A 23175-nucleotide genomic window follows, 5' to 3' on the forward strand; every position below is an offset into this window, starting at 1 on the left:
ACCGGGCCGCTAATCGACCAGGGACAGGAGTGGTCTGCGTGACCGTCGTGGGGCCCTTCGGGCTGACCGTGCAGGACCGCGATCTGACCAGCGACGTCCAGGCCGGGATGGACGCGGTCGAGACCTCGCTGCTGGAGGCCGCCAAGAGCGAGGTGCCGTTCATCACGGTCACCGCGAGCCACCTGATCGAGGCCGGCGGCAAGCGCTTCCGCCCGCTGCTGGTGATGCTGGCAGCGCAGTTCGGCGACCCGTACGCGCCGGGGGTGGTCCCGTCCGCGGTGGTGGTCGAGCTGACCCACCTGGCGACGCTGTACCACGACGACGTGATGGACGAGGCGCCCGTGCGGCGCGGCGCCCCGAGTGCCAACTCCCGCTGGGACAACTCGGTGGCCATCCTGACCGGCGACTTCCTGTTCTCCCGCGCCTCCCAGGTGCTGGCCGACCTCGGGCCGGAGGCGGTCCGCATCCAGGCCGACGCCTTCGAGCGCCTGGTGACCGGTCAGATCCTGGAGACCGCCGGGCCGCGGCCCGGGGACGACCCGCTGCGGCACTACCTCGACGTGATCGCGGGCAAGACCGGCTCCCTGGTCGCCGTCGCCTGTCACCTCGGCGCGCTGATGGCCGGGGCCACGCCGGAGACGGTCGAGATCCTCCGGCAGTACGGCGAGCGGATGGGCACCGCCTTCCAACTCGCCGACGACGTGCTGGACATCGCCAGCGACGGCCACGAGTCCGGCAAGACCCCCGGGACCGACCTGCGCGAGGGCGTGCCGACGCTGCCGATCCTGCTGCTGCGTCAGATGCCGGTGGAGGAGGGCGATCCGGAGGACGTCCGGCTGCGGGAGCTGCTGGAGCTCGACCTCGCCGAGGACGACGAGCTGCACGCGGAGGCGCTGCGGCTGCTGCGGCGGCACCCCGCGCTGGAGCGGGCCCGCCGCGAGACCCTCGGCTACGCGGAGGAGGCCCGCGCCCTGCTGGCCCCGCTGCCGGACTGCCCGGCCAAGGCCGCCCTCCAGGGGCTCTGCGACGCGGTGGCCATCCGCACCATGTAGTCGCGCTGGGGAACGGCGGCACGTGCAACTGGCCGGCGTGCCCCGATCTCACGCTGGGCCGACTTCCGATTCGCGCAGTTCCTCGCGCCCCCGGGGCCTTCGGCCCCGAGGCCCGGCCGGTCAGGGCGCGTGCAGGGCCTGGACGATGCGCATGCGCCGGACGCGGCGGGCCGGGAGTACCGAGGCCGCCACGCCGAGGAGGGCCGCGGCAGCCAGGACCAGGGTGACGGTGCCGTAGGGGAGGAAGGCCAGGGAGAGGCCCTCACCGGTCACCGAGCGGGCCGCCAGGACCCCGTAGAGGCCGCCCAGGGCGGTGCCCGCGACGGCGCCGCCGAGGGCCAGCAGGGCGGCCTCCAGGGTGAGCAGGGAGCGCAGCTGCTCCCCGGTCAGGCCGATCGCCCGCAGCATGCCGAGCTCCCGGGTGCGCTCGTCCACCGAGAGGGTCAGGGTGGCGGCCACCCCGATCGCGGCGATCACCATCGAGAAGCCGAGCAGCGCGGTGGAGACCGTCAGCATGGTGTCCAGCACGTCCCGGACGTACGCCGCCTCGGAGGCGGAGTCGGTGACCCGGGACGGAGGGGAAGCCGGCCAGGGCCTCGTCCACCGCGCGGCGGGCCGCGGCGCGGTCGGCGGAGCCGGCGGCGGAGATCCAGGCGGTGGCCACGGCGGCGTCGGGCGCGGCCTTCGCCAGGGTGGCCGGGGTGACGTACACGGTGGCCTCGGGGAGCAGGGCGTACGGGAGGGCCGAGGGGCCGGGGCGGGTCTGCCAGGAGGTGCCGTCCGGGAGCCGGAGCGCCGCGGCGGGGCCGGTGGCGAGGGCCTCGCCGTCGCGCAGGGCGCGGGGCCTCGCCGACGCCCTCGGAGGAGCCGTTCAGCCGGGCCGGGTCGGCGGCGGCCACCACGGTGTCCTTGCCGCCGAGCCGGACGGTGGCGGCGCGCACGGGGGTGACGGACAGTTCGGGCCAGCGCTCCAGGGCCGCCAGCGCGCCGGCCGGGATCCGGCCGTCGTCGGTGGCCAGGGCGAAGGCCCCGGGCTGACGGGCGCTCAGCATCTCCTCCAGCGAACCGCCCGCCACCGAGATGGCGGTGGCCGCCGAGACCGCCACCGTGACCCCGACCAGCAGCGCCGAGGCGGCCGAGCCGGTGCGGCCGGGGTTGGCGCGCAGCTGCTGGGCGGCCAGCCGTCCGGTGGTGCCGAAGGCCCGGCGGGCCGGCAGGCCGAGCAGCGAGACCACCGGCGGCAGCAGGAAGCGGGCCAGCCGCAGGACGCCGAAGAAGCTGGAGACCGCGCCCACCGTGACGGCCAGCAGGGCGACGGCCGAACCGCCCTGACCGCCGATCACCAGCATCAGCACGCCGAAGCCGAGCAGCAGCGCCGAGACCGCCCCGCGCAGGTACCTGTTGCCGAGCTCGGGCAGGGCCGCGCCGGACTCGGAGAGCGCCGCCACCGGCGGTACCGCGGAGGCCAGCCTCGCCGGGCGCCGCACCGCCAGCGCGGTCAGCAGCAGTCCGAACAGACCCGCCGTCAGGAAGACCGGCCAGGACGGCAGCAGCGAGACCGAGACGGGCCCGAGGTCGAGCAGGGCCAGCACCCCGGTGCCCAGCAGGCAGGCCAGCGCACCGGCCACCAGCCCGGCCGCCGAGGCCAGCACCCCGAGCATCAGCCCCTGCACCAGGATCATCCGCCGCACCTGCCGCCGCGAGGCGCCCACGCAGCGCAGCAGCGCCAACTGCCGGGCGCGCTGGGCCAGCACCACGGAGAAGGTGTTGGTGACCACCATCCGGGCCACCGCCAGGGCGATCAGCACGAAGGAGAGCGCGGCCGCCAGTACCACCGAGTACATCGCCCTGCTGCCGCTCCTCGCCTCCTCCACCGAGGCCGCCCGGGTACGGGCCGCCGCGCCGTCGCCGAGCGCCTGCCCGACCGCCTTCGCGGCGGCGGCCGGATCGGTGCCGGGGGACAGGGCCAGGTCGAGCTGAGCGACCGTCAGGCGGGCCGCCCAGGCGGCGGCCGCGTCGTGCGGCAGGCCGAGCACCGGGTGGCCGGACAGGGTCGGCGAGCCTCCGGTGTCCAGCAGGCCGGTCAGGGTGGCCCGGCCGGAGGAGCCGTCGGCCCGGAGCACCGTGACCTGCCCGCCCGGGGAGACGCCGAGGCGATCGGCGGTGGCCCCGTCCAGCAGCAGCTCACCGTCCCGGGACGGCCAGGAGCCCTCCGCCAGCCGCTGCCAGCGCAGCGCCGGGTCGGCGGCCACCGAGGTCACCACGGCGGCCTCGTCCAGCGGGCGGCCCGAGGCGGTGAGCACCGTGCCGCGGCCGGTCAGCCGCTCGGCCACCGCGGCCACCCCCGGCACTCGGGCGGCCCGGCGGGCCGCGTCCGCCGGCAGGCCCTCCCGGGCCCGGCCCTCGGCGGCGGTCACCTGCACCGCGCCCGGGCCGACCTCGGTGGCGGCGGTCTGCGTGAACGAGTCCACCAGGGCGCCGCTCGCCCCCACCGACAGCACCAGGAACGCCACCCCGACCGCCACCGCCACCCCGGTCAGCACCAGCTGGCGGGCCTGGCCCAGGAACTCCTTGACGGTGTAACGCCCCAGCGAAGCCATGGCGGCCGCCCCCTCTCGTGGTCGTGCTTCCACGCTAGGAGCGGGGCGGCGGACCGGAGACGGCACGAGGCACGATCCGGGGTCATCCCGCGGTATGCCGTGGCCCGGCCGGGCCTCCGCCTGTGGGCTGACGGGCTGTCAGGGTGGGGGAGACTGGGGTTCGAAACCTGTCGCCGTCGTCCGAAGGGGCCGTCATGCTGCGCGTCGTCATCGCCGAGGACTCCGTACTGCTCCGCGAGGGCCTCACCCGGCTCCTCACCGACCGGGGCCTGGAGGTGGTGGCCGGGGTCGGTGACGGCGAGGCGCTGCTGCGCACCGTCCAGCGGCTCGCGGCGGAGGACGCCCTGCCGGACGTGGTGGTCGCCGACGTGCGGATGCCGCCGACGCACACCGACGAGGGGGTGCGGGCGTGCGTGGCGCTGCGCGGGCTGTACCCCGAGCTGGGGGTGCTGGTGCTCTCCCAGTACGTCGAGGAGAAGTACGCGGGGGAGCTGCTGGCCGGGTCCACCCGGGGGGTGGGGTACCTGTTGAAGGACCGGGTGGCGGAGGTGCGGGAGTTCGTCGACGCGGTGGTGCGGGTGGCCGGGGGCGGGACGGCGCTGGACCCGGAGGTGGTGCAGCAGCTGCTGATGCGCAGCCGCAAGGGCGACGCGCTGGCGGGGCTGACGCCGAGGGAGCGGGAGGTGCTCGGGCTGATGGCCGAGGGGCGCACCAACGCGGCGGTCGCCCGGCAGCTGGTGGTCTCCGACGGGGCGGTGGAGAAGCACGTCAGCAACATCTTCCTGAAGCTGGGCCTGGGGCAGAGCCCGGAGGACCACCGGCGGGTGCTCGCGGTGCTGACGTACCTCCGGTCGTGATCGGAAAGTGGTCATACCGGGGGCGCGGGGAACTGCGCGCTGCGGGAGGTACCGGCCCGTGTGCCGGGTACGGAGGCTCACGTGCAAGTGGATCTCCGTACCCGGCACACGGGTCTGCTTCTTCCGTCTCGCGCAGTTCCTCGCGCCCCTGGGCACCGCCCTTCCGGGCGGCGCTCCAGTGGGTATGGATCGGGGTCGGGTAGACGTTCTCGTGGGTGGTTGGGCCGAGTTCCGGTCCGGGGGAGGTTCGGCCGCCTAGGATTCGGAACGGTGCACCAGGCGGACGGGGCACACGGCTCACGCCCGCGGCTGGCGCCCACGAGGAGGTCCGCGGCAGTGACCAGTCAGGTCGATCAGGCAGAGGCAGTGGACGGCTCGGACGACGACGGCCGGTCGGGCCCGGCCTCGCCGCCGGGCGCCCGGCAGCGGCCGGCGAAGCCGGTCCGGCGTCTGGACCGGGTGATCATCCGCTTCGCCGGCGACTCCGGCGACGGCATGCAGCTCACCGGAGACCGCTTCACCTCGGAGACGGCCTCGTTCGGCAACGACCTCTCCACCCTGCCGAACTTCCCGGCCGAGATCCGGGCTCCCGCCGGCACCCTTCCCGGCGTGTCGTCCTTCCAACTGCACTTCGCGGACCACGACATCCTGACCCCGGGCGACGCGCCCAACGTGCTGGTGGCGATGAACCCCGCCGCCCTGAAGGCCAACCTCGCGGACCTGCCGCGCGGTGCCGAGATCATCGCCAACACCGACGAGTTCACCAAGCGGGCGCTGGCCAAGGTCGGCTACGCGGCGGACCCGCTGACGGACGGCTCGCTGGAGGCGTACCACCTGCACCGGGTGCCGCTCACCACGCTGACCCTGGAGGCGCTGAAGGACTCGGGGCTGGCCCGCAAGGACGCCGAGCGGGCGAAGAACATGTTCGCGCTCGGGCTGCTGTCCTGGATGTACCACCGGCCGACCCACGGCACCGAGTCGTTCCTGCGGCAGAAGTTCGCCAAGAAGCCCGACATCGCCGAGGCCAACATCCTGGCCTTCAGGGCGGGTTGGAACTTCGGCGAGACCACCGAGGACTTCGCGGTCTCCTACGAGGTCTCCCCGGCCCGGCTGCCCGAGGGCACCTATCGGAACATCTCCGGCAACCTCGCGCTGTCCTACGGCCTGATCGCGGCGGGGGAGCGCTCGGGCCTGCCGGTCTTCCTCGGCTCGTACCCGATCACCCCGGCCTCGGACATCCTGCACGAGCTGTCCCGGCACAAGAACTTCGACGTGCGGACCTTCCAGGCGGAGGACGAGATCGCCGGGATCGGGGCCGCGCTGGGCGCGGCCTTCGGCGGGGCGCTGGGCGTGACCACCACCTCGGGGCCCGGGGTGGCGCTGAAGTCGGAGACCATCGGGCTGGCCGTCTCGCTCGAACTCCCGTTGCTGGTGGTGGACATCCAGCGCGGCGGGCCGTCCACCGGGCTGCCGACCAAGACCGAGCAGGCCGACCTGCTGCAGGCGATGTTCGGCCGCAACGGCGAGGCGCCGGTGCCGATCGTGGCCCCGGCCACGCCGGCCGACTGCTTCGACGCGGCACTGGAGGCGGCCCGGATCGCGGTCACCTACCGGACCCCGGTGTTCCTGCTGAGCGACGGCTACCTGGCCAACGGCTCGGAGCCGTGGCGGATCCCGGCGGCGGACGAACTCCCGGAGATCGCACCGGACTTCGCCACCGGGCCGAACCGCGAGGACGGCGCTTTCTGGCCCTACCAGCGCGACCCGCAGACGCTGGCCCGCCCGTGGGCGGTGCCGGGGACGGCGGGGCTGGAGCACCGGATCGGCGGCATCGAGAAGCAGGACGGCACCGGGAACATCTCCTACGACCCGGCCAACCACGACTTCATGGTCCGCACCCGGCAGGCCAAGGTCGACGGGATCGCGGTGCCCGACCTGGTGGTGGACGACCCCTCGGGCGAGGCCCGGGTGCTGGTGCTCGGCTGGGGCTCGACCTACGGGCCGATCACCGCCGCCGTCCGCCGGGTGCGGGCCGACGGCGGTCAGGTGGCGCAGGTGCACCTGCGCCACCTGAACCCCTTCCCGGCCAACCTCGGGGCGATCCTCAAGGGCTACGACCGGGTGATCGTGCCGGAGATGAACCTCGGCCAGCTGGCCCTGCTGCTGCGCGCCAAGTACCTGGTGGACGCCCAGTCCTACAACCAGGTGCGCGGACTCCCGTTCAAGGCGGCCCAGTTGGCCGACGTGCTGACCGCCGCCCTCGGCACCCTGGAGGAGAAGTGATGGAGAGCCTTCGACTGGTGCCCAAGGCCGACGGGCCGCAGAGCGCCAAGGAGTTCAAGACCGACCAGGAGGTGCGCTGGTGCCCCGGCTGCGGGGACTACGCCATCCTGGCCGCCGTGCAGGCCTTCATGCCGGAGCTCGGCATCCGCCGGGAGAACACCGTGTTCGTCTCCGGGATCGGCTGCTCCTCGCGCTTCCCGTACTACATGAACACCTACGGGATGCACTCGATCCACGGGCGCGCCCCGGCCATCGCCACCGGCCTGTCGGCCTCCCGGCCGGACCTGAGCGTCTGGGTGGTGACGGGTGACGGGGACGCGCTGTCGATCGGCGGCAACCACCTGATCCACGCGCTGCGGCGCAACGTCAACCTGAAGATCCTGCTCTTCAACAACCGGATCTACGGCCTGACCAAGGGTCAGTACTCGCCCACCAGCGAGGTCGGGAAGATCACCAAGTCCACCCCGATGGGCTCGCTGGACCACCCCTTCAACCCGCTCTCGCTGGCCATCGGCGCGGAGGCCACCTTCGTCGCCCGGACCATCGACTCGGACCGCCAGCACCTCACCTCGGTGCTCCGGGCGGCCGCCGAGCACCGGGGCACCGCGCTGGTGGAGATCTACCAGAACTGCAACATCTTCAACGACAACGCCTTCGAGGTGCTCAAGGACCCGGGCACCCGGGACGAGGCGCTGATCCGGCTGGAGCACGGGCAGCCGGTCACCTTCGCCGGCCGGGGCGTCTTCCGCGGCCCGGGCGGCGAGCTGTACGTGGACGAGGTGACGGAGGCCAACCGGGGCGAGGTGCTGGTGCACGACGCCCACCACGCCAACCCGGCGCACGCCTTCGCGCTCTCCCGGATCGCCGACGCCGACACCCTCCACCACACCCCGATCGGGGTGCTGCGCAGCGTCGAGCGGCCCGTCTACGACGAGCTGATGGGCGGTCAGCTGGAGCGCGCGGTGGAGCAGCGCGGCCGGGGCGACCTGGGCGCGCTGCTCACCGGGAGCGACACCTGGACGGTGGTCTGACCGCCGGGGCGGGCCGTCAGCGCGCGTCGTACGCCTGACGGTTCGCCAGCACCCCGGGCGTCTGCCGCTCGACCCAGTGCGCGAGGCCGCCGACCAGCTCGGCGGCCTCGTGGCCGAGCGGGGTCAGCCGGTAGTCCACCCGGGGCGGGATGACCGGGTGCGCCTCGCGCTCGACGAAGCCGTCCCGCTCCAGGGTCTGCAGGGTCTGGGCGAGCATCTTCTCGCTGACCCCGGCCACCCGGCGGCGCAGCTCGCTGAACCGGTACTCGCGCTCGGCCAGCGCGATCAGCACCAGCACGCCCCAGCGGCTGGTGACGTGCTCCAGCACGCCGCGCGAGGGGCACATCCGGTCGTTGACGTCCGGGGCGTGGAGCAGTGCGTCGACACTTACCTTCATGTCAGTACCCTACTTCAAAGTGCGTACTTCCGATTGGTAAGTGCAGTACATACGGTGAGTGTGGAAAGCGCAAGACCCCACCGACCAGGGAGTACCTCATGATCGTCGTCACCGGAGCCACCGGACAGCTCGGCCGCCTCGTGGTGGAGGGCCTGCTCGCCGAGGTGCCGGCGCGGCGAGCTCGCCGTCGCCGTCCGCTCCGCCGACAAGGCCGCCGACTGGGCCGCGAAGGGCGTGACCGTCCGCGAGGTCGACTACAACCGGCCCGAGACCCTGGCCGCGCCTTCGGCGCGGGTGACAAGGTGCTGCTGATCTCCGGCAGCGAGGTCGGCGCCCGGTGCCGCAGCACACCGCCGTGGTCGAGGCCGCGAAGGCCGCCGGGGTGGCGCTGCTGGCCTACACCTCGATCCTCGGCGGCGACGAGGCCACCTTCCGGCTGGCCGAGGAGCACCAGGCGACCGAGGCCGTGATCCGCGCCTCCGGCCTGCCGTACGTGCTGCTGCGCAACGGCTGGTACACCGAGAACTACACCGCCAACGCGGCCGTCGCCGTCGAGCACGGCGCGGTGGTCGGCAGCAACGGCGACGCCCGGATCGCCACCGCCTCCCGGCAGGACTACGCGGACGCGGCCGTCGCGGTGCTCACCGGCGAGGGCCACGAGAACGCGGTCTACGAGCTCAGCGGGGACGAGGGCCTGGAGCTTCTCCGAGTACGCCGCCGCGCTGGCCGCGCACACCGGCAAGCCGGTCTCCTACGCGGACGTCCGGCCGAGAAGCACCCACGAGATCCTGGTCGGCGCCGGCCTGCCGGAGGGCTTCGCCGGGATCCTGGTGGACGTGGACGCGGCCATCGCCCGGGGCGAGCTGGCCCGCGACCGCGGGGTGCTGTCGAAGCTGATCGGCCGCCCCACCACCCCGCTGCGCCGCGACGGTGGCCGCCGCGCTCTGAGCTGTCCGAAACGCGTGTCATGACCAAAACGCCGATTCAGGGATGACACCCTGCCCCTCCCGCCCGCTACTTCGTCCGGAGGACAGCGCGCGCGGAGGGCAGGCCGGTCGATGGCACAGCAGCAGAAGGGCCGGCAGCGGTGCCGGGGCTCGGGTACGGATTCGCCGCCTACGGGATCTGGGGTCTCTTCCCGCTCTACTGGCCGCTGCTGGAGCCCAGCGGCGCGGTCGACATCCTGGCCAACCGGATGGCCTGGTCCCTGGTGGCCGTCGCCCTGATGCTGGCCGTGATGCGCAAGTGGGCGTGGATACGCCCGCTGCTCGCCCAGCCCCGTCGGCTGGCGCTCTCCGCACTCGGCGCCGTGGTGGTCTCGGTCAACTGGGGCGTCTACATCTGGGGAGTGAACTCGGGGCACGTGGTGGAGACCAGCCTCGGCTACTTCATCAACCCCCTGGGTGACCATCGCCTTCGGCGTCCTGCTGCTGGGCGAACGGCTGCGCCCGGCCCAGTGGGCGGCGGTCGGGATCGGCGTGCTGGCGGTCGCGGTGCTCACCGTCGGTACGGGCGGCTGCCCTGGATCGCCCTGGTGCTGGCCCTCTCCTTCGGCACCTACGGCCTGCTCAAGAAGAAGGTCGCGCTCGGCGGCACCGAGAGCCTCGCGCTGGAGACCGCCGCCATGTTCCCGTTCGCGGTCGGCCTGCTGGTCTGGCTGGGCGTCACCGGCCGGGGCACCTTCGGCACCGAGGGCTGGGCGCACTCCGGCCTGCTGATGCTCAGCGGCCTGATCACCGCCGTGCCGCTGCTCTGCTTCGGGGCGGCCGCCGTCCGGGTGCCGCTGAGCACCCTCGGCCTGCTGCAGTACCTGGCGCCGGTGCTGCAGTTCCTGCTCGGCATCACCGTCTTCCACGAGCGGATGCCGCCCGCCCGCTGGGCCGGCTTCGCCCTGGTCTGGGCCGCGCTCGCGGTGCTCACCTTCGACGCGCTGCGGCGCCTGCGACAGAGCCGGTCCGAGCTCCCGGCGGCGCCGCCGAGCACTCGGCCGGAGGATGCGCCGGCTGACGCTCCGTCAGCTTCGTCCGCCCGGTGAACAACTCGTTTCGGGATCTCCTCAAGCCCCCCGCAACCCTGCTAACGTCCGGGGTGCCCGCAGCCGAAGGCTGTCGGAAGGCACCCCCATGCCGGCCACGGGAGGAGTCGCGATGGTCCAGCTCAAGGCACCGCTGGTCCGGCCGTTCCGCCGGTCGGCGGCGGCCGACGGGGCCGCCGTGCTGGCCTCCGGCGGGGCCCTGCGAGTGCCCGCCGTGCGCCGCGAGATGGACGCCGCCGAGACCGGCGAACTGCTGCTGAGCGCCGACCGCCCCGGCGGCCCGGTGACCATCCGCTGGCAGCGCCCCGGCCGCCCGCCGGTCACCCTGCAGGCCCCCAGCCGGCTCGACCGGGTGGAGCTCAAGGGCTCGCACCGGGCCCGGCTGCACGGGCTGACCGCCGGGGTCCGGCTGGTCTGCCACGGCTGGTCCCCGCTGTTCCTGGTCGCGCCCGCGCAGCTGCCGGTGCTGGCCTGCGCGGCGGCCAGCTCACGAAGTGACGTCGCGGGCCGTGAAGCGGGCCCAGGCCGCTGAGCCGAAGACCGCCACGTAGAGCGCCTGCAGCCCGAGGTTCTTCAGCACCTCGTCCCAGTACATCGGCTGCCGCAGCAGGTCCCCGAAGCTCAGCCAGTGGTGCGAGAGCAGGTACGGCTGGATCGCGTGCAACTGCGGGAAGGCGTCCAGGATCTGCACCGTGATCACCAGCACCACGGTGGTGGCCATCGCGGCGATCCCACTGCCCGTCAGGGTGGAGACGAACAGCCCGACCGCGACCAGCCCGGCCAGCGAGGCCGCCACCACCAGGGCCACCAGCACCGCCCGCAGCAGCGCCTCGCCCGGGCCCACCGTGTCCCCGGAGAGCAGCGTGACGTCCCCCAGCGGGAACAGCGCCGCACCGGTGGCGAGCGCGGAGGCCGCCACCGTCAGGGTCGCGCCCAGGCAGAACGCCGTCCCGGCCAGGAACTTGGCCACCAGCAGCCTGGTCCGGCCGGCCGGGGCGACCAGCAGGTAGCGCAGGGTGCCGGAGGCCGCCTCGCCCGCGATCGCGTCGCCCGCCACCACGCCCACCGTCATCGGCAGGAAGACCGGCAGGGTGACGGCCAGTGAAGTGAAGACCAGGAACACGCCGTTCTGGGTCACCTGGGCGATGAAGGCCGGGCCGCCGCCGCCCTCGCCGTCGGTCTGCCACTTGATCACCACGCCGATCAGCACCGGCAGGGCGGCCAGGATGGCCAGCAGGGTGACCGTCCGGGCCCGCCGGAAGGTCAGCGCCAGCTCGCTGCGCAGCAGTGAGGTCGAGAGCGCGGCCGGAAGCCGCGCCGGTGCGTCGGTGAGTGCCTCAGCCCGCGACATCGAATCCCTCCCCGGTCAGTGCCACGAAGGCGTCCTCCAGCGTGCCGCGCTCCACTCCGAAGCCCTGCACCCGCACTCCCGCCGCGACCAGCGCCGCGCAGAGCCCGGCGAGCTCCTCCTCGGCGGGGGCGGCGGCGGAGAGCGAGCCCTCGCCGCCCCGGACGTCGGGGACCTGACGCGCGGTCAGCACCTCGGCGGCCGCCGCCACGTCCGGCGTACGAACCACCAGGCGGCCCTGCGCCCTGGCCGCCAGCTCGGGCACCGTGCCCTGCACCAGCAGCCGGCCCTTGGACATCACGGCGGCGTGGGTGCAGACCTGCTCGATCTCGTCCAGCAGGTGCGAGGAGAGGAAGACGGTGGAGCCCTCGGTCGCCAACTCCCGTACCAGTGCCCGGATCTCCCGCATGCCCTGCGGGTCCAGGCCGTTGGTCGGCTCGTCCAGCACCAGCAGGTCGCGCGGGCGCAGCAGGGCCGAGGCCAGGCCCAGGCGCTGCTTCATGCCCAGCGAGTACGCCCGGGCCTTCTTGCCGGCGGCGGCCGTCAGGCCGACCCGGTCCAGCGCCTCGGAGACCCGGCGGGCCCGGGTGCGCGGGTCGGTGGTCGGATCGGCCGCGTCGAACCGGGCCAGGTTGTCACGGCCCGTCAGGAAGCCGTACAGGGCCGGGCCCTCGATCAGGGCGCCGACCCGGGGGAGCACGGTGGCCGCGCCGCGCGGCATCGGCTCGCCGAGCACCACCGCCTCGCCGGAGCTGGGGGTGATCAGGCCCATCAGCATCCGGATGGTGGTGGTCTTGCCGGAGCCGTTCGGCCCCAGGAAGCCGAACACGCTGCCCCGGGGCACCGTCAGGTCCAGCCCGTCCACGGCCAGTTGGCCGCCCGGGAAGCGCTTGGTCAGCCCCCGGGTGCGGATCACCTCGGCCGGAGCGGCGGGGCGGCCCGCAGCCGCCCGGCCGTCCGGCCGCTCCAACAGGTCGGTCACTTCGCCCCGGCCGCGCTCTGCAGCACCTGTGGGGTGACGGCGCCGGCGAACACCCGGCCGTCGTCGGTGATCAGCACGTTGACCACCTTGGTGGAGATCAGGCTGCCGCCGCCGACCGGCTTGCCGAGCGCTTTGGCGAAGCCGCCGGCCTCGCCGCCCGCCGCCTCGGCGGGGAGCCTGGCGCTGAGCACGGTGGTCCAGCCCTCGCCGGTGACCTTGAAGTCCGCGTCCTGCCCGGCCTTCCCGAGCGCCTCCTCGGCCGCCTTGGCGTCGGGTGAGTCGTTCTGCAGCCACTTCTCGTGGCCCACGCCCTCCTCGGCCTTCTGCTCCGTCACCTTGGCGCCCTTGGGGGCGGTGAAGCGGAAGGTGTCGGCCGACGGGGTGGCGAAGGAGACCTCGCTGAAGCGGGCGTCCAGCACCTTGGTGGAGCCGGAGCGGACCTGCACCGCGAGCGGCACGCCGTTCTCCGCCGCGACGGCGATCCGCACCTCGGAGATGGTCGAGCCGCCCTGCTTGGGCTTCACCCGCAGCTCGTAGGCGTCCTGCCCGGCCACGGTGGTGGTGCCCTCCACGGTGACCTGGGTGGTGTCAGCACCCAGCTCCAGGAACTTCTTCGCGGCCTCCTGCGGGGTGACCGGCAGCGGCAGCTCGGGCTTCGCCCGCTCGGCGGCCTGAGCACCCGTCAGGTGCACCGCTTCGTTGCTCCTGCTGTCCCAGGCCCAGAGCTCGGAGCCGTTGTGGACCAGCTCGTAGCCGGACAGGCCGCCGATCAGGCCGAGCCGCTGGCGGTCCGGGCCGTCCACCGCGATCCGCAGGGTGTGCTCGCCGCCCAGCAGTTGGAGCAGCTTGGCCCCGGGGTCGGCCTCCGAGCCCTCGCCGCCGCCCCGGCCGCCGCCGTGCCCGCCGGGGGCCCCGCCGCCCGGCAGCGCCCCGCCCAGCAGCTGGGTCGGCAGGCCCAGGTCGGCCTTGAGCTTGACGGTGCCGGAGAGCGCCCGGGCGTCGGATCCCAGCGCCTTGGCCACCACCTGCTCCGCCGTCAGCTCGGGCAGCTTGGGCCCGGACTCCCCGGCCATCGCGGGCACGAGGCCGATCCCGGCGGCGGTCAGCGCCACCACACCGGCGGGCACCAGCACCCGGACGGCCTTGCGTCGCGTGGTCCGTTCCATGACTTCCTACCCCTCGTCAGACGTCAGAACTGCCGTGCTTCCCCTCCATTGGAACCCACGGGACCCCCGTCCGGTATCGCTCCAGAGGGCCGGATCCGCCTACTCCCAGCGGTGCACGTGACCCTGAGCACGTCTCAGGGTCGGCTACCGCCGAAGGACGAACACCGCCTCCGGCTCTGGGTATCGTCGCCCCATGGACGACGCTACCGACCCCCGCCCCACCAGCAGTTCGATGCGCCGCGCCCTGCGCCGGGCACGGGACGGGGTGGCGCTGGACGTCACCGAGGCGGCCGTGCTGCTCCACGCCCGCGGCGAGGACCTGCGCGACCTGTGCGCGAGCGCCGCCCGGGTCCGCGACCAGGGGCTGCTGGCGGCCGGCCGCCCCGGGGTGATCACCTACTCGAAGAAGGTCTTCATCCCGCTCACCCGGCTCTGCCGGGACCGCTGCCACTACTGCACCTTCGTCACCGTGCCCGGCAAGCTCCGCAAGGACGGCCACGGCCTCTACCTGTCGCCCGACGAGGTGCTGGAGACCGCCCGGCAGGGCGCCGCGCTCGGCTGCAAGGAGGCGCTCTTCACCCTCGGGGACCGCCCCGAGGACCGCTGGCCCGAGGCCCGCGAGTGGCTGGACGCGCACGGCTACGACGACACCCTGGCCTACGTGCGGGCGATGGCCGTGCGGGTGCTGGAGGAGACCGGGCTGCTGCCGCACCTCAACCCCGGGGTGCTGTCCTGGACCGACTTCCAGCGGCTCAAGCCGGTGGCCCCCTCGATGGGCATGATGCTGGAGACCACCGCCACCCGGCTCTGGTCCGAGCCCGGCGGCCCGCACCACGGCTCTCCCGACAAGGAGCCGGCCGTCCGGCTGCGGGTGCTGGAGGACGCGGGCCGCAGCGCCGTGCCGTTCACCACCGGCGTGCTGATCGGCATCGGCGAGACCCACGAGGAGCGGGCCGACGCGCTGTTCGCGATCCGCCGCACCGCCCGGCGCTACCAGGGCCTCCAGGAAGTCATCGTGCAGAACTTCCGGGCCAAGCCCGACACCGCGATGCGGGCCATGCCCGACGCCGAGCTGGAGGAGCTGGCCGCCTGCATCGCGGTGGCCCGGCTGGTGCTCGGCCCGGGTGCGCGGATCCAGGCGCCGCCGAACCTGGTGGACGAGGAGTACCCGCTGATCATCGGCGCGGGCATCGACGACTGGGGCGGCGTCTCGCCCCTGACGCCCGATCACGTCAACCCGGAGCGGCCCTGGCCGCACATCGAGGAGCTGGCCGCCCGCACCGCGGCCGAGGGCTTCGCGCTGCGCGAGCGGCTGACGGTGTACCCGGAGTACCTGCTGCGCGGCGAGCCGTGGATCGACCCCCGGGTCCTGCCGCACGTGCGGGCGCTGGCCGACCCGGAGACCGGCCTGGCCCGGGAGGACGCACTGCCGGTCGGACTGCCCTGGCAGGAGCCGGACGAGCCGCTCACCGCACGCGGGCGCACCGAGCTGCACCGCGAGATCGACGGGGCCGGGCGGACCGGGGACCGGCGCGGGGACTTCGAGGAGGTCTACGGCGACTGGGCCGAACTGCGCGAGCAGGCCGCCGGGTTGACCGCCCCCGAGCGGCTGCCGGGTGACCTGCGGGCGGCACTGGCGCAGGCGGCCGACGACCCCGAGAAGCTGACCGACGCCCAGGCGCTGGCGCTCTTCCAGGCGGACGGCCCGGCACTGGACGCGCTCTGCTCGATCGCCGACGCGGTCCGGCGGGACGCGGTGGGCGACGAGGTCACCTACTGCGTCACCCGGAACATCAACTTCACCAACGTCTGCTACACCGGCTGCCGGTTCTGCGCCTTCGCCCAGCGGCGCACCGACGCCGACGCCTACACCCTGTCACTGGAGCAGGTCGCCGACCGGGCCCAGCAGGCGTGGGAGGTGGGGGCGACGGAGGTCTGCATGCAGGGCGGGATCCACCCCGACCTCCCGGGCACCGCGTACTTCGACATCGCCCGGGCGGTGAAGGCCCGGGTGCCCGGCATCCACGTGCACGCCTTCTCCCCGATGGAGGTCGTCAACGGGGCGACCAGGACCGGGCTCTCGATCCGGGAGTGGCTGGCGGCCGCCAAGGAGGCCGGGCTGGACTCCATCCCGGGGACGGCGGCGGAGATCCTCGACGACGAGGTCCGGTGGGTGCTGACCAAGGGGAAGCTGCCCGCCGCGACCTGGGTCGAGGTGGTGAGCACGGCCCACGAGCTGGGGATCCCCTCGTCCTCCACGATGATGTACGGGCACGTGGACAACCCCTCGCACTGGCTGGCGCACCTGCGGCTGCTGGCGGAGATCCAGCAACGGACGGGCGGGTTCACGGAGTTCGTGACGCTGCCGTTCGTGCACACCAACGCCCCCGTGTACCTGGCGGGGATCGCGCGGCCCGGGCCGACGGCGCGGGACAACCGGGCGGTGATGGCGATGGCGCGGCTGCTGCTGCACCCGCACATCCGCAACGTGCAGACCAGCTGGGTCAAGCTCGGGGCGGAGGGGGCGGCGGAGATGCTGCGCTCCGGGGCCAACGACCTGGGCGGCACCCTGATGGAGGAGACCATCTCGCGGATGGCCGGGTCCTCGTACGGGAGCTACATGTCGGTCCGTCAGCTGGAGGCGATCGCCGAGGCGGCCGGGCGTCCGCACCGGCAGCGCACCACCACCTACGGCGAGGTCCCGCCCGAACGGCGGGCGGCCGCCCTGGCCTCGGACGGGCACCTGCCGGCGCTGCTTCCGGTCGTCGGCTAGTACTTTCGCGGGCGCGGGTCCATGCAGCGACCCAGGGGCGCGAGGAACTGCGCGGGTCGGGAGGCGGCCCACCGGCAACTGAAGCTCCGTCAGCCAGTTGCAGGTGCTGCCGTTCCCCTGCGCGCAGTTCCCCGCGCCCCTGGGGCCTCCGGCCCCGGGCCGAAGCCTCAGCCGACGAGGAGCCGGTCCTGGAGGTGGCGGAGCTCGGTGCGGTCGAGGCCGAGGCCGTTCTTGAGGTAGCGGTCGAAGGTGCCGTACTTGGCGGTGACCTCGTCGTAGCCGGAGTTGAGGTACTCGGGGCGGACGTCGAGGAGCGGCTTGTAGATCGCCTGGTACGACGCCGGGAGGTGGGAGAGGACCGCGGCGTTGGCGGCGGCGCGGTAGTCGTTGCTGGCCAGGTAGTCCGCCTCGACGGTGGCCTTCGGGACGCCGAGCGCGGTGAGCAGGGAGGCGCCCGCCCAGCCGGTGCGGTCCTTGCCGGCGGTGCAGTGGAAGAGCACCGCGCCGCGGTCGTCCGCGGCCCGCAGGACGCCGCGGTAGGCGGACTTGGCGCTGGCCGCCGAGACCATGACCTTCTCGGCGTCGATCATCGCCTGCACCGCGGCCTGCGGGGAGGTGACGTTGAAGGCGCCGGTGTCCTCGACGCCGAGCACGTTGGCGGAGGTGACGGTGGCGCCGGCCGGGACGCGGTCGGGGGCGGCCTTCTGCTCGGCCGGGGTGCGCAGGTCGAAGACCTGACGGATGCCCAGGCGCTGGAGCTTGGCCAGGTCGGCGTCGGTGAGCTTGGAGAGGTCGTCCGAGCGGTAGACCTCGCCCATCTTCACCCAGCGGCCGTCGGCGGTGCGGTAGCCGCCCGCGTCGCGGAAGTTGGGGGCGGAGGCGAGGTGCAGGGAGCGGTCGGCGACGGTCAGGGACTCGCCGCGGTCCGGGACGAGCTCGAAGTACCAGCGGTCGGCGGCGGCCAGGCCGGAGACGGTCACGGTGGCCGAGCCGGCGCCGCGGGCGACGGCGGTGCGGTGGCGGATCGCGTCGCGGTCGGTGCCCGCGTAGACGGTGACCCTGCGGGCGGTGGGGGCGGCCCAGGTCAGGGTGAAGGTGCCGTCGGCCCGCTGGGTGACGGTGGCGGCGGTGAACGGGATGCGGTGCGCGGACTGCTGGGCGTGGTGGCCGGCGGAGTCGGCCAGGGCGGGGGAGGTGGCCAGCGCGGTGGTGCCGAGGGTGAGGGCGCCGGTCAGGGCGACGGCGACGGCGAACCGGGTGCGGGTGGTGGTCATGGAGCGGACGGTAGGAAGCCCGGGATGTGGCCCGGTGGCCCGCGGATGGCGCGGTGGCAACAGTCTGTTGAAGGGCTGGTGTTCCGGACCGCGGCGCCCCGTGGTGAGGTATTCGAATACAGTGCGAGGGCGCGCTCCGGGGGGCGGTGCGCGGCGTGTCGAGAAGAGGTGCCGTACCCGTGATGGCCTTGTGGTCCCGTGCCCAGCAGCAGGACTTCCGCAGCCGGGTCCGCGGCTGCCTGCTCGGCGGTGCGATCGGAGACGCGCTCGGGGCCGGGATCGAGGGCGATTCGCTGGAGAAGATCCTGGCGGCCCACGGACCTGACGGAGTGACGGGCTACGTGGCCGCGTACGGCCGCCCGGGGACCGTCACCGACGACACCCAGCTGACCCTGTTCACGGTGGAGGGCCTGATACGGGCGCACGCCCAGCGGGACGGCGGCAGTTGGCACCCGCCGACCGACGTTCACCGGGCGTACCTGCGCTGGGCCGCGACCCAACACGACTGGGGCCCGGACGAGCGCCGGGCGGACCTCGGCTGGCTGGGGCGGCAGGAGTGGCTGTACGCGCAGCGCTCGCCGGAGCCGGCCGCGCTGGCCGCGCTCTCGGGGCCGGAGGCCGCCGTGCCGGGCAGCCTGGGCGAGCCGCGCAACCCGGACGCCCGGGGGAGCGGGGCGGTGGTCCGGTCGGCTCCGTTCGGCCTGCTGACGGCCTGGGACCCGGCGCTGGTGTTCCAGTTGGCGGTGGAGTGCTCGGTGCTGACGCACGGTCATCCGGCGGCCTACCTGTCGGCGGGCGCCTTCGCGGTGATCGTGCACGCGGCCGCCCGGGGCGGGACGCTGGAGGAGGGGGTGCACCAGGCGCTGGCCACGCTCTCCGACCACCCGGGGCACGAGGAGACGACGGCGGCGCTGCGCCGGGCGCTGGACGCCGTCCGGGCCGGGGAGCCGGGGGCGGCGCGGGTCGAGGAGCTGGGGGAGGGCTGGGCGGCCGAGGAGGCCCTGTCGATCGGGGTCTACTGCGCGCTGGTGGCGCACGACGTGAAGTCCGGCCTGCTGCTCGCGGTCAACCACTCGGGGGACAGCGACTCGACCGGGGCGCTCTGCGGCGGCCTGCTGGGCGTGGTGCACGGGGAGACGGCGCTGCCGCCGGAGCTGGTGGCCGAGTTGGAGGGCCGGGGGACGCTGCTGGAGCTGGCCGACGACTTCGTGCTGGAGCTGCTGCACGGCGGCGAACTGCGGGGCCGTGCCTGGACGGAGCGGTACCCGGTCTGACCGGGCACCGCGTCCGTCGGGGGCGCTGCTGAGGGCGGGTCAGATCCGGCCGAAGTCGCCGGCCGCGGTGGCGGTGGCGAAGGCGGCCCAGGCCGCGTTCGAGAAGTGCAGCTGCGGGCCCTCGGGGTCCTTGGAGTCCCGGACGGCGATGGTGGAGCCGTTCGGCACGGCGATCTCGACGCAGGCCCCGTTGCCGCCGCTGTGGCTGCTCTTGCGCCAGGTGAGACTGCCTTGCGTGGACGTGGTGCTCATCTCTTGAACCCCTCTGCATAGGATCTGATCAGTGTGCGGCTCTCCGCCACGCTGAGCGCTGCGGCCCGCAGGTGGTCGTACAGATTGGTATAGCGGCGGACGTCGGCGTCCTTCTCCAGGTAGAGGTCGGCCGTCACTCCTTCGAAGTAGACGACCGTCGAATCCGCCGACTCCGGGAACTCCATCAGGGAGAATGTCCCGGTCATGCCGGGATGGGCCCCGTGGCGGAACGGGATGACCTGAAGGTTGATGTTCGGACGCTCGCTCAGTTCGATCAGCTGGTGCAGCTGATCGGCCATCACCATCGGGCTGCCGACCTCGCGGGCCAGCACCGCCTCGTCCACCACGACCCAGAGGCTGCCCAGCGGGTTCTCACCGTTTATCCGGCTCTGCCGCTTCATCCGCACCTCGACGCGCCGCTGCACCGCTCCGGCGTCGGTGTCCGGCTGGGTGCCCTCGACGACGGCCGCCGCGTACTCCCGGGTCTGCAACAGCCCCGGGACGAAGGAGGACTCGTAGGCGCGGATCGAACTGGCCTCGGCCTCCAGGCCGATGTAGACCGAGTACGGGATGTCCCCGAACTCGTGCCACCAGCCGCGCTGGCGCGACTCCCTGGCCATCTCCATCAGCCCCGCCCGGATCCGCTCGTCGGTGACCTCGTAGACGTCGCACAGGTCGCGGACGTCGCGCTGGCTGATCGAGCGGCGGCCGTTCTCCAGGCGGCTGATCTTCGACTGGGAGACCATCAGGCGGCCGGCCACCTCCTCGGCCGTCATGCCCTTCTGCTCGCGCAGGCGCCGCAGTTCGGCGCCCAGTCGGCGGCGCCGGACCGTCGGATTGATGTTGGCGGACACGTCGACCTCCGGCCGTACCTCTGGCGCACCCGGATGAGGTGCGCCTCGGAAGAGTGTGGAAATTGGTACCAACCCCCCTGACGTGGAGCAGCATGTCATCTCGACCCGCCCTGGCGTGGGGGAATGACCTCCGCTCACAAGAACAGACCATCGTAAAAGCACTCAAACGGGATCGTGGCCCTTGCGTCCACGGTCACCCGTACGGTAATGGCGATCCGGCTCCGGAGACGCCAACGGGGCGGCCGCTCCAGACAGTTGACCAACTGTCTGGAGCGGCCGCCCCGAGAGCTCGTGCGAGGTGGTGCCGCGGTGCCGCACCCGGCCGGCCGCGCGCTGGGGTCAGCGCGCCACCGCCCGGCCCGCCAGGCCCCGGCCGTTGCCGCCCGCGGTCGGACGGCTCGGCACGGGATGGCCGGTGACCGCGGGACGGGCCGGAGCCGCACCCCGGGCCTGCCCCGGCAGGCCGTTCTGAACGTCCATCACCGCGTGGGCGACCATGCCGCCGAGCGGGTCGTACCGGATCAGGTCGCGCAGCCGTGACCGCGACGACCGGCCCTCGTTGCCCGGGTAGAGGTGCTTGCCCAGGCCGACGGCGTGCGCCAGCGCGGCCAGCGCGGCCGTCCTGGGGTCCGGTGGGACCCCGGTCCGGATCGCGGTGTCCAGCCGCTGCTTGATGGCGGCGTTGGTGCAGTCGTCCGACGCCTGGTACCGCGTCGTCGGCAGCACGCCGCACACCTGGCCCGGCACGGCAGTCACCATGCCGCACCGCTCCAGGTGCGCCAGGTAGGTCTGCCGTAGCCCCAGCCGGGGCCCGCCGATCCAGTGTGCAGCCCGCACCGCACTGCCACGACGGCGCAGCAGTTCCAGTGCGTGGTCCAAGGTCGGATCACCGGTCGGCCGTGCCATCACCACGGCGATCCGGTCCCCGTCAGGGACGATCCTTCCGGCCAGGGACAGCTCGACGAGCTGTGCCCCGGCGAGTCCGAGGTCGAGGGTCTGCGGCTGCGCCGTGGTACCCGTGGTCGGGTCCAGGGCGAGCAACAGGAGTTCCTCGGGAATAGTTCTGCGGCTCTTGCCCATCCAAGCCTCCCCGCGTGGATGAATGACAGAGTGACGCCTCTCACAGCGGCTTGTCGAGTACGCCTCCGAATTGTGACCTGGCGGTGGGGGCGGGAACCGGGCCCGCCGGGGCCGGCGTCTGAGGCAGGGAATGCCCCCGGACGGGCCGGTCCGAGCGAATAACGGCCGGTCGGGCGGGGTGTGACGGTCGTTACGGTCCCGGTAGCGGAGACTGGAGAGCTAACCGGCGGGCGGAAATCTGCCCCGGCCGGTCCGGCGGACGAGGAGGATGGGTTACGTGGGCGAGTCCCCCGACAAGGTGCGGCGCGACGGGGAAACGGTGGAGGGGGAGGCGGCCGCCGAGGCGGCTCCGAACGGCTCCACCGTCCAGCTGAGGGTCCGTGATGTGGACAGTCGGACCACCATGCTGAGACTGCCGGTGGACAACGCGACCACGCACCTGCGGGTGCCGGACGAGGACACCGAGCCCGCGGAGCCTGCGGAGCGGGTCGAACCGGCCGCCGCGAAGGCTGCCGACAAGGGCACCGGGGAGGCCGCCGAGCCGGCTGCCGAGCCGACCGCGGAGGAGCCCGCGGAGGAGCCCGCTGCCGAGGCCGTCGCCGAGCCGGTGGCGAAGAATCCCGTGGCCGCCGCCGTGGGGGAGGCGGAGCCTGCGGAGCAGGTGGAGGCCGCTGACGTGCGGGAATCCGCCGAGCCGGTCGCGCCCGCCGAGCCGGCCGCCGTACCCGTCGCGTCGCCGGCCGTACCCGTCGAGCCGTCGGCCACGCCTGTCGCGCCGCCCGCGGTGGCCGAGAAGTTCGAGAAGCCCGCCCCGGTGAAGCCGCCGGTGCAGGCCTGGACCGTCCCCGAGCCGAGCGCGCCCCCGGTGGTCGAGCCGGAGCCCGCTCCGGTGCCGGAGACCACCTCCGAGGCGATGGAGGTGCTGGCCGCGCTCTCCGCCCGTCCGTTCTCGCCGTTCCGAAGGGCGGTCAAGCGGATCACCATCTGGACGGTCTTCCTGGCCGTGGTGATCGGCGCGGTGGTGGTGGCCCAGCTGCTGCGCCCGCTGCCGGACCCGAGGACCAAGCTCTCGCTGGCCGGCTCCTACACCTTCTCCGGCGACCAGCTGACGGTGCCGTGGCCCGCCAAGGGCCAGGCCGCCGCCGAGGTGGTCGGGGTCGGCAGCCTGGGCAGCTCCGGCCCGGAGACCCCCGCGCCGATCGCCAGCGTCACCAAGGTGATGAACGCCCACCTGATCCTCAAGGCCCACCCGCTGAAGAAGGGCGAGCCCGGCCCGGTCATCACGGTGGACAAGCAGGCCGCGGCCGAGTCGGCCAACACCGACGAGTCCCGCGCCCAGCTGACCGAGGGTCAGAAGCTGACCGAGTACGAGGCGCTCGAACTGCTGATGCTGCCCTCGGCCAACAACGTGGCCCGCCTGCTGGCCCGCTGGGACTCCGGCTCCGAGGCCGCGTTCGTGGAGAAGATGAACGCCGAGGCCAAGGCGCTCGGCATGACCAACACCACCTACGCCGACCCGGCCGCTACGACAACAACACCAAGAGCACCGCGAAGGACCAGCTCAAGCTGGCCCGCGAGGTGATGGACGACGACGTGTTCCGCCAGGTGGTCGCCACCCCGGACATGACCTTCAACAACCAGCGGATCTACAACACCAACGGCTGCTCTCCGCCCGCAACGGCGTGATCGGCGTCAAGACCGGCTCCAGCACCCCGCCGGCTCCTGCCTGATGTGGGCCGCCACAAGGACATCGGCGGCACCAAGCGGCTGATCCTCGGCGTCACCCTGGGCCAGCCCGCGACCGGCCACCGACAACCTGCTGAAGGCCGCCCAGACGGCCAGTCAGAAGATCATCACCAGCGCGCAGAACGGCCTCACCGGCCAGACCCTGGCCAAGCAGGGCGAGGTGGTCGGCCG

Annotated in this window: 18 protein-coding genes and 2 pseudogenes; 10 read left to right on the forward strand and 10 right to left on the reverse strand. The window is 73.6% G+C overall.

The genetic code is table 11. The annotated features are described in order from the left end of the window. Positions 1 to 38: 38 nt before the first annotated feature. Positions 39 to 1052 (forward strand): polyprenyl synthetase family protein, encoded by a 1014-nt coding sequence (locus ABD946_RS15525; protein ID WP_345283932.1) that lies wholly within the window; start codon positions 39 to 41, stop codon positions 1050 to 1052. Between the two features lie 120 nt (positions 1053 to 1172). Here ABD946_RS15525 and ABD946_RS15530 read toward each other — a convergent pair whose 3' ends face one another. Both ABD946_RS15530 and ABD946_RS15535 read right to left on the reverse strand, forming a co-directional pair. Continuing rightward, positions 1173 to 1580, reverse strand: coding sequence for an FtsX-like permease family protein (locus ABD946_RS15530; protein ID WP_345283934.1), 408 nt, complete (start codon positions 1578 to 1580; stop codon positions 1173 to 1175). After that, positions 1562 to 3652, reverse strand: a complete 2091-nt coding sequence (locus ABD946_RS15535) for an FtsX-like permease family protein (RefSeq protein ID WP_345283936.1) — start codon at positions 3650 to 3652, stop codon at positions 1562 to 1564. The genes ABD946_RS15530 and ABD946_RS15535 overlap by 19 nt, the downstream gene beginning before the upstream one ends. A gap of 197 nt (positions 3653 to 3849) precedes the next feature. Between ABD946_RS15535 and ABD946_RS15540 the strand changes: the two genes are divergently transcribed. The 3 genes from ABD946_RS15540 (at position 3850) to ABD946_RS15550 (ending at position 7823) form a co-directional block, all read left to right on the forward strand. Further along, a complete protein-coding gene (locus ABD946_RS15540) occupies positions 3850 to 4509 on the forward strand; it encodes a response regulator (RefSeq protein ID WP_345283982.1) in 660 nt (219 codons plus the stop codon). Positions 4510 to 4959: 450 nt separating this feature from the next. Then, positions 4960 to 6792 (forward strand): 2-oxoacid:acceptor oxidoreductase subunit alpha, encoded by a 1833-nt coding sequence (locus tag ABD946_RS15545; protein WP_380149459.1) that lies wholly within the window; start codon positions 4960 to 4962, stop codon positions 6790 to 6792. Continuing rightward, complete coding sequence (locus ABD946_RS15550; RefSeq protein ID WP_345283940.1) at positions 6792 to 7823, forward strand: 2-oxoacid:ferredoxin oxidoreductase subunit beta; 1032 nt, start codon at positions 6792 to 6794, stop codon at positions 7821 to 7823. Before ABD946_RS15545 ends, ABD946_RS15550 begins: the two co-directional genes overlap by 1 nt. Positions 7824 to 7839: 16 nt before the next feature. On the opposite strand, the gene ABD946_RS15555 is transcribed toward ABD946_RS15550, so the two are convergent. Then, positions 7840 to 8220, reverse strand: a complete 381-nt coding sequence (locus tag ABD946_RS15555) for a winged helix-turn-helix transcriptional regulator (protein ID WP_345281953.1) — start codon at positions 8218 to 8220, stop codon at positions 7840 to 7842. Between the two features lie 98 nt (positions 8221 to 8318). On the opposite strand from ABD946_RS15555, the pseudogene ABD946_RS15560 reads away from it, so the two are divergent. From ABD946_RS15560 to ABD946_RS15570, 3 genes and pseudogenes are all read left to right on the forward strand, one after another. After that, a pseudogene (locus tag ABD946_RS15560) lies at positions 8319 to 9168 on the forward strand (SDR family oxidoreductase). 139 nt (positions 9169 to 9307) lie between these two features. Beyond that, positions 9308 to 10255 (forward strand): annotated as a pseudogene (rarD, locus tag ABD946_RS15565) (EamA family transporter RarD). A 112-nt stretch (positions 10256 to 10367) separates the two neighbouring features. Next, on the forward strand, positions 10368 to 10787 hold the full coding sequence (locus ABD946_RS15570) for a hypothetical protein (protein WP_345283942.1): 420 nt from the start codon (positions 10368 to 10370) through the stop codon (positions 10785 to 10787). On the opposite strand, the gene ABD946_RS15575 is transcribed toward ABD946_RS15570, so the two are convergent. From ABD946_RS15575 to ABD946_RS15585, 3 genes are read right to left on the reverse strand one after another with little or no spacing between them, the layout of a single operon-like run. Continuing rightward, complete coding sequence (locus ABD946_RS15575) at positions 10743 to 11606, reverse strand: ABC transporter permease (protein ID WP_345283944.1); 864 nt, start codon at positions 11604 to 11606, stop codon at positions 10743 to 10745. The genes ABD946_RS15570 and ABD946_RS15575 overlap by 45 nt on opposite strands. Further along, the gene (locus tag ABD946_RS15580) at positions 11593 to 12576 is read right to left on the reverse strand and encodes an ABC transporter ATP-binding protein (RefSeq protein WP_345282204.1); all 984 of its coding nucleotides are present in this window, start codon (positions 12574 to 12576) and stop codon (positions 11593 to 11595) included. Before ABD946_RS15580 ends, ABD946_RS15575 begins: the two co-directional genes overlap by 14 nt. 5 nt (positions 12577 to 12581) lie before the next feature. After that, positions 12582 to 13751 carry a LolA family protein gene (locus ABD946_RS15585; RefSeq protein ID WP_345281951.1) on the reverse strand — a complete coding sequence of 390 codons (1170 nt, stop codon included), beginning with the start codon at positions 13749 to 13751 and terminating at the stop codon, positions 12582 to 12584. A gap of 193 nt (positions 13752 to 13944) precedes the next feature. Here ABD946_RS15585 and ABD946_RS15590 point away from each other — a divergent pair, with 193 nt between their 5' ends. Continuing rightward, positions 13945 to 16524, forward strand: a complete 2580-nt coding sequence (locus tag ABD946_RS15590; RefSeq protein WP_345283946.1) for a bifunctional FO biosynthesis protein CofGH — start codon at positions 13945 to 13947, stop codon at positions 16522 to 16524. A gap of 167 nt (positions 16525 to 16691) precedes the next feature. Here the strand turns inward: ABD946_RS15590 and ABD946_RS15595 are convergent, their stop codons facing one another. Further along, positions 16692 to 17798 (reverse strand): tyrosine-protein phosphatase, encoded by a 1107-nt coding sequence (locus ABD946_RS15595; protein ID WP_345281949.1) that lies wholly within the window; start codon positions 17796 to 17798, stop codon positions 16692 to 16694. A gap of 182 nt (positions 17799 to 17980) precedes the next feature. Between ABD946_RS15595 and ABD946_RS15600 the strand changes: the two genes are divergently transcribed. Further along, on the forward strand, positions 17981 to 19072 hold the full coding sequence (locus tag ABD946_RS15600; RefSeq protein ID WP_345281946.1) for an ADP-ribosylglycohydrolase family protein: 1092 nt from the start codon (positions 17981 to 17983) through the stop codon (positions 19070 to 19072). A gap of 39 nt (positions 19073 to 19111) precedes the next feature. Here ABD946_RS15600 and ABD946_RS15605 read toward each other — a convergent pair whose 3' ends face one another. The 3 genes from ABD946_RS15605 to ABD946_RS15615 all read right to left on the reverse strand — a co-directional run bounded on the left by ABD946_RS15605 (position 19112) and on the right by ABD946_RS15615 (position 21258). Continuing rightward, the gene (locus ABD946_RS15605; RefSeq protein WP_345281945.1) at positions 19112 to 19324 is read right to left on the reverse strand and encodes a DUF397 domain-containing protein; all 213 of its coding nucleotides are present in this window, start codon (positions 19322 to 19324) and stop codon (positions 19112 to 19114) included. Then, complete coding sequence (locus ABD946_RS15610; RefSeq protein ID WP_345281944.1) at positions 19321 to 20178, reverse strand: helix-turn-helix domain-containing protein; 858 nt, start codon at positions 20176 to 20178, stop codon at positions 19321 to 19323. The genes ABD946_RS15605 and ABD946_RS15610 overlap by 4 nt, the downstream gene beginning before the upstream one ends. A 339-nt stretch (positions 20179 to 20517) precedes the next feature. After that, positions 20518 to 21258, reverse strand: coding sequence for a GOLPH3/VPS74 family protein (locus ABD946_RS15615; RefSeq protein ID WP_345281942.1), 741 nt, complete (start codon positions 21256 to 21258; stop codon positions 20518 to 20520). 277 nt (positions 21259 to 21535) lie between these two features. Between ABD946_RS15615 and ABD946_RS15620 the strand changes: the two genes are divergently transcribed. After that, positions 21536 to 22840: a D-alanyl-D-alanine carboxypeptidase family protein gene (locus ABD946_RS15620; RefSeq protein ID WP_345283948.1), complete on the forward strand. Its 1305-nt coding sequence runs from the start codon at positions 21536 to 21538 to the stop codon at positions 22838 to 22840. Positions 22841 to 23175: the final 335 nt, after the last annotated feature.

Source organism: Kitasatospora albolonga (assembly GCF_039535905.1).
Lineage (GTDB): Bacteria > Actinomycetota > Actinomycetes > Streptomycetales > Streptomycetaceae > Kitasatospora > Kitasatospora albolonga.

Excerpts from the sequence above, each read along its gene's own strand:
- ABD946_RS15535 (WP_345283936.1), bottom strand. The coding sequence starts at position 3,652 with ATGGCTTCGCTGGGGCGTTACACCGTCAAGGAGTTCCTGGGCCAGGCC.
- ABD946_RS15550 (WP_345283940.1), top strand. The coding sequence starts at position 6,792 with ATGGAGAGCCTTCGACTGGTGCCCAAGGCCGACGGGCCGCAGAGCGCC.
- ABD946_RS15555 (WP_345281953.1), bottom strand. The coding sequence starts at position 8,220 with ATGAAGGTAAGTGTCGACGCACTGCTCCACGCCCCGGACGTCAACGAC.
- ABD946_RS15570 (WP_345283942.1), top strand. The coding sequence starts at position 10,368 with ATGGTCCAGCTCAAGGCACCGCTGGTCCGGCCGTTCCGCCGGTCGGCG.
- ABD946_RS15575 (WP_345283944.1), bottom strand. The coding sequence starts at position 11,606 with ATGTCGCGGGCTGAGGCACTCACCGACGCACCGGCGCGGCTTCCGGCC.
- ABD946_RS15585 (WP_345281951.1), bottom strand. The coding sequence starts at position 13,751 with ATGGAACGGACCACGCGACGCAAGGCCGTCCGGGTGCTGGTGCCCGCC.
- ABD946_RS15590 (WP_345283946.1), top strand. The coding sequence starts at position 13,945 with ATGGACGACGCTACCGACCCCCGCCCCACCAGCAGTTCGATGCGCCGC.
- ABD946_RS15595 (WP_345281949.1), bottom strand. The coding sequence starts at position 17,798 with ATGACCACCACCCGCACCCGGTTCGCCGTCGCCGTCGCCCTGACCGGC.
- ABD946_RS15600 (WP_345281946.1), top strand. The coding sequence starts at position 17,981 with ATGGCCTTGTGGTCCCGTGCCCAGCAGCAGGACTTCCGCAGCCGGGTC.
- ABD946_RS15605 (WP_345281945.1), bottom strand. The coding sequence starts at position 19,324 with ATGAGCACCACGTCCACGCAAGGCAGTCTCACCTGGCGCAAGAGCAGC.
- ABD946_RS15615 (WP_345281942.1), bottom strand. The coding sequence starts at position 21,258 with ATGGGCAAGAGCCGCAGAACTATTCCCGAGGAACTCCTGTTGCTCGCC.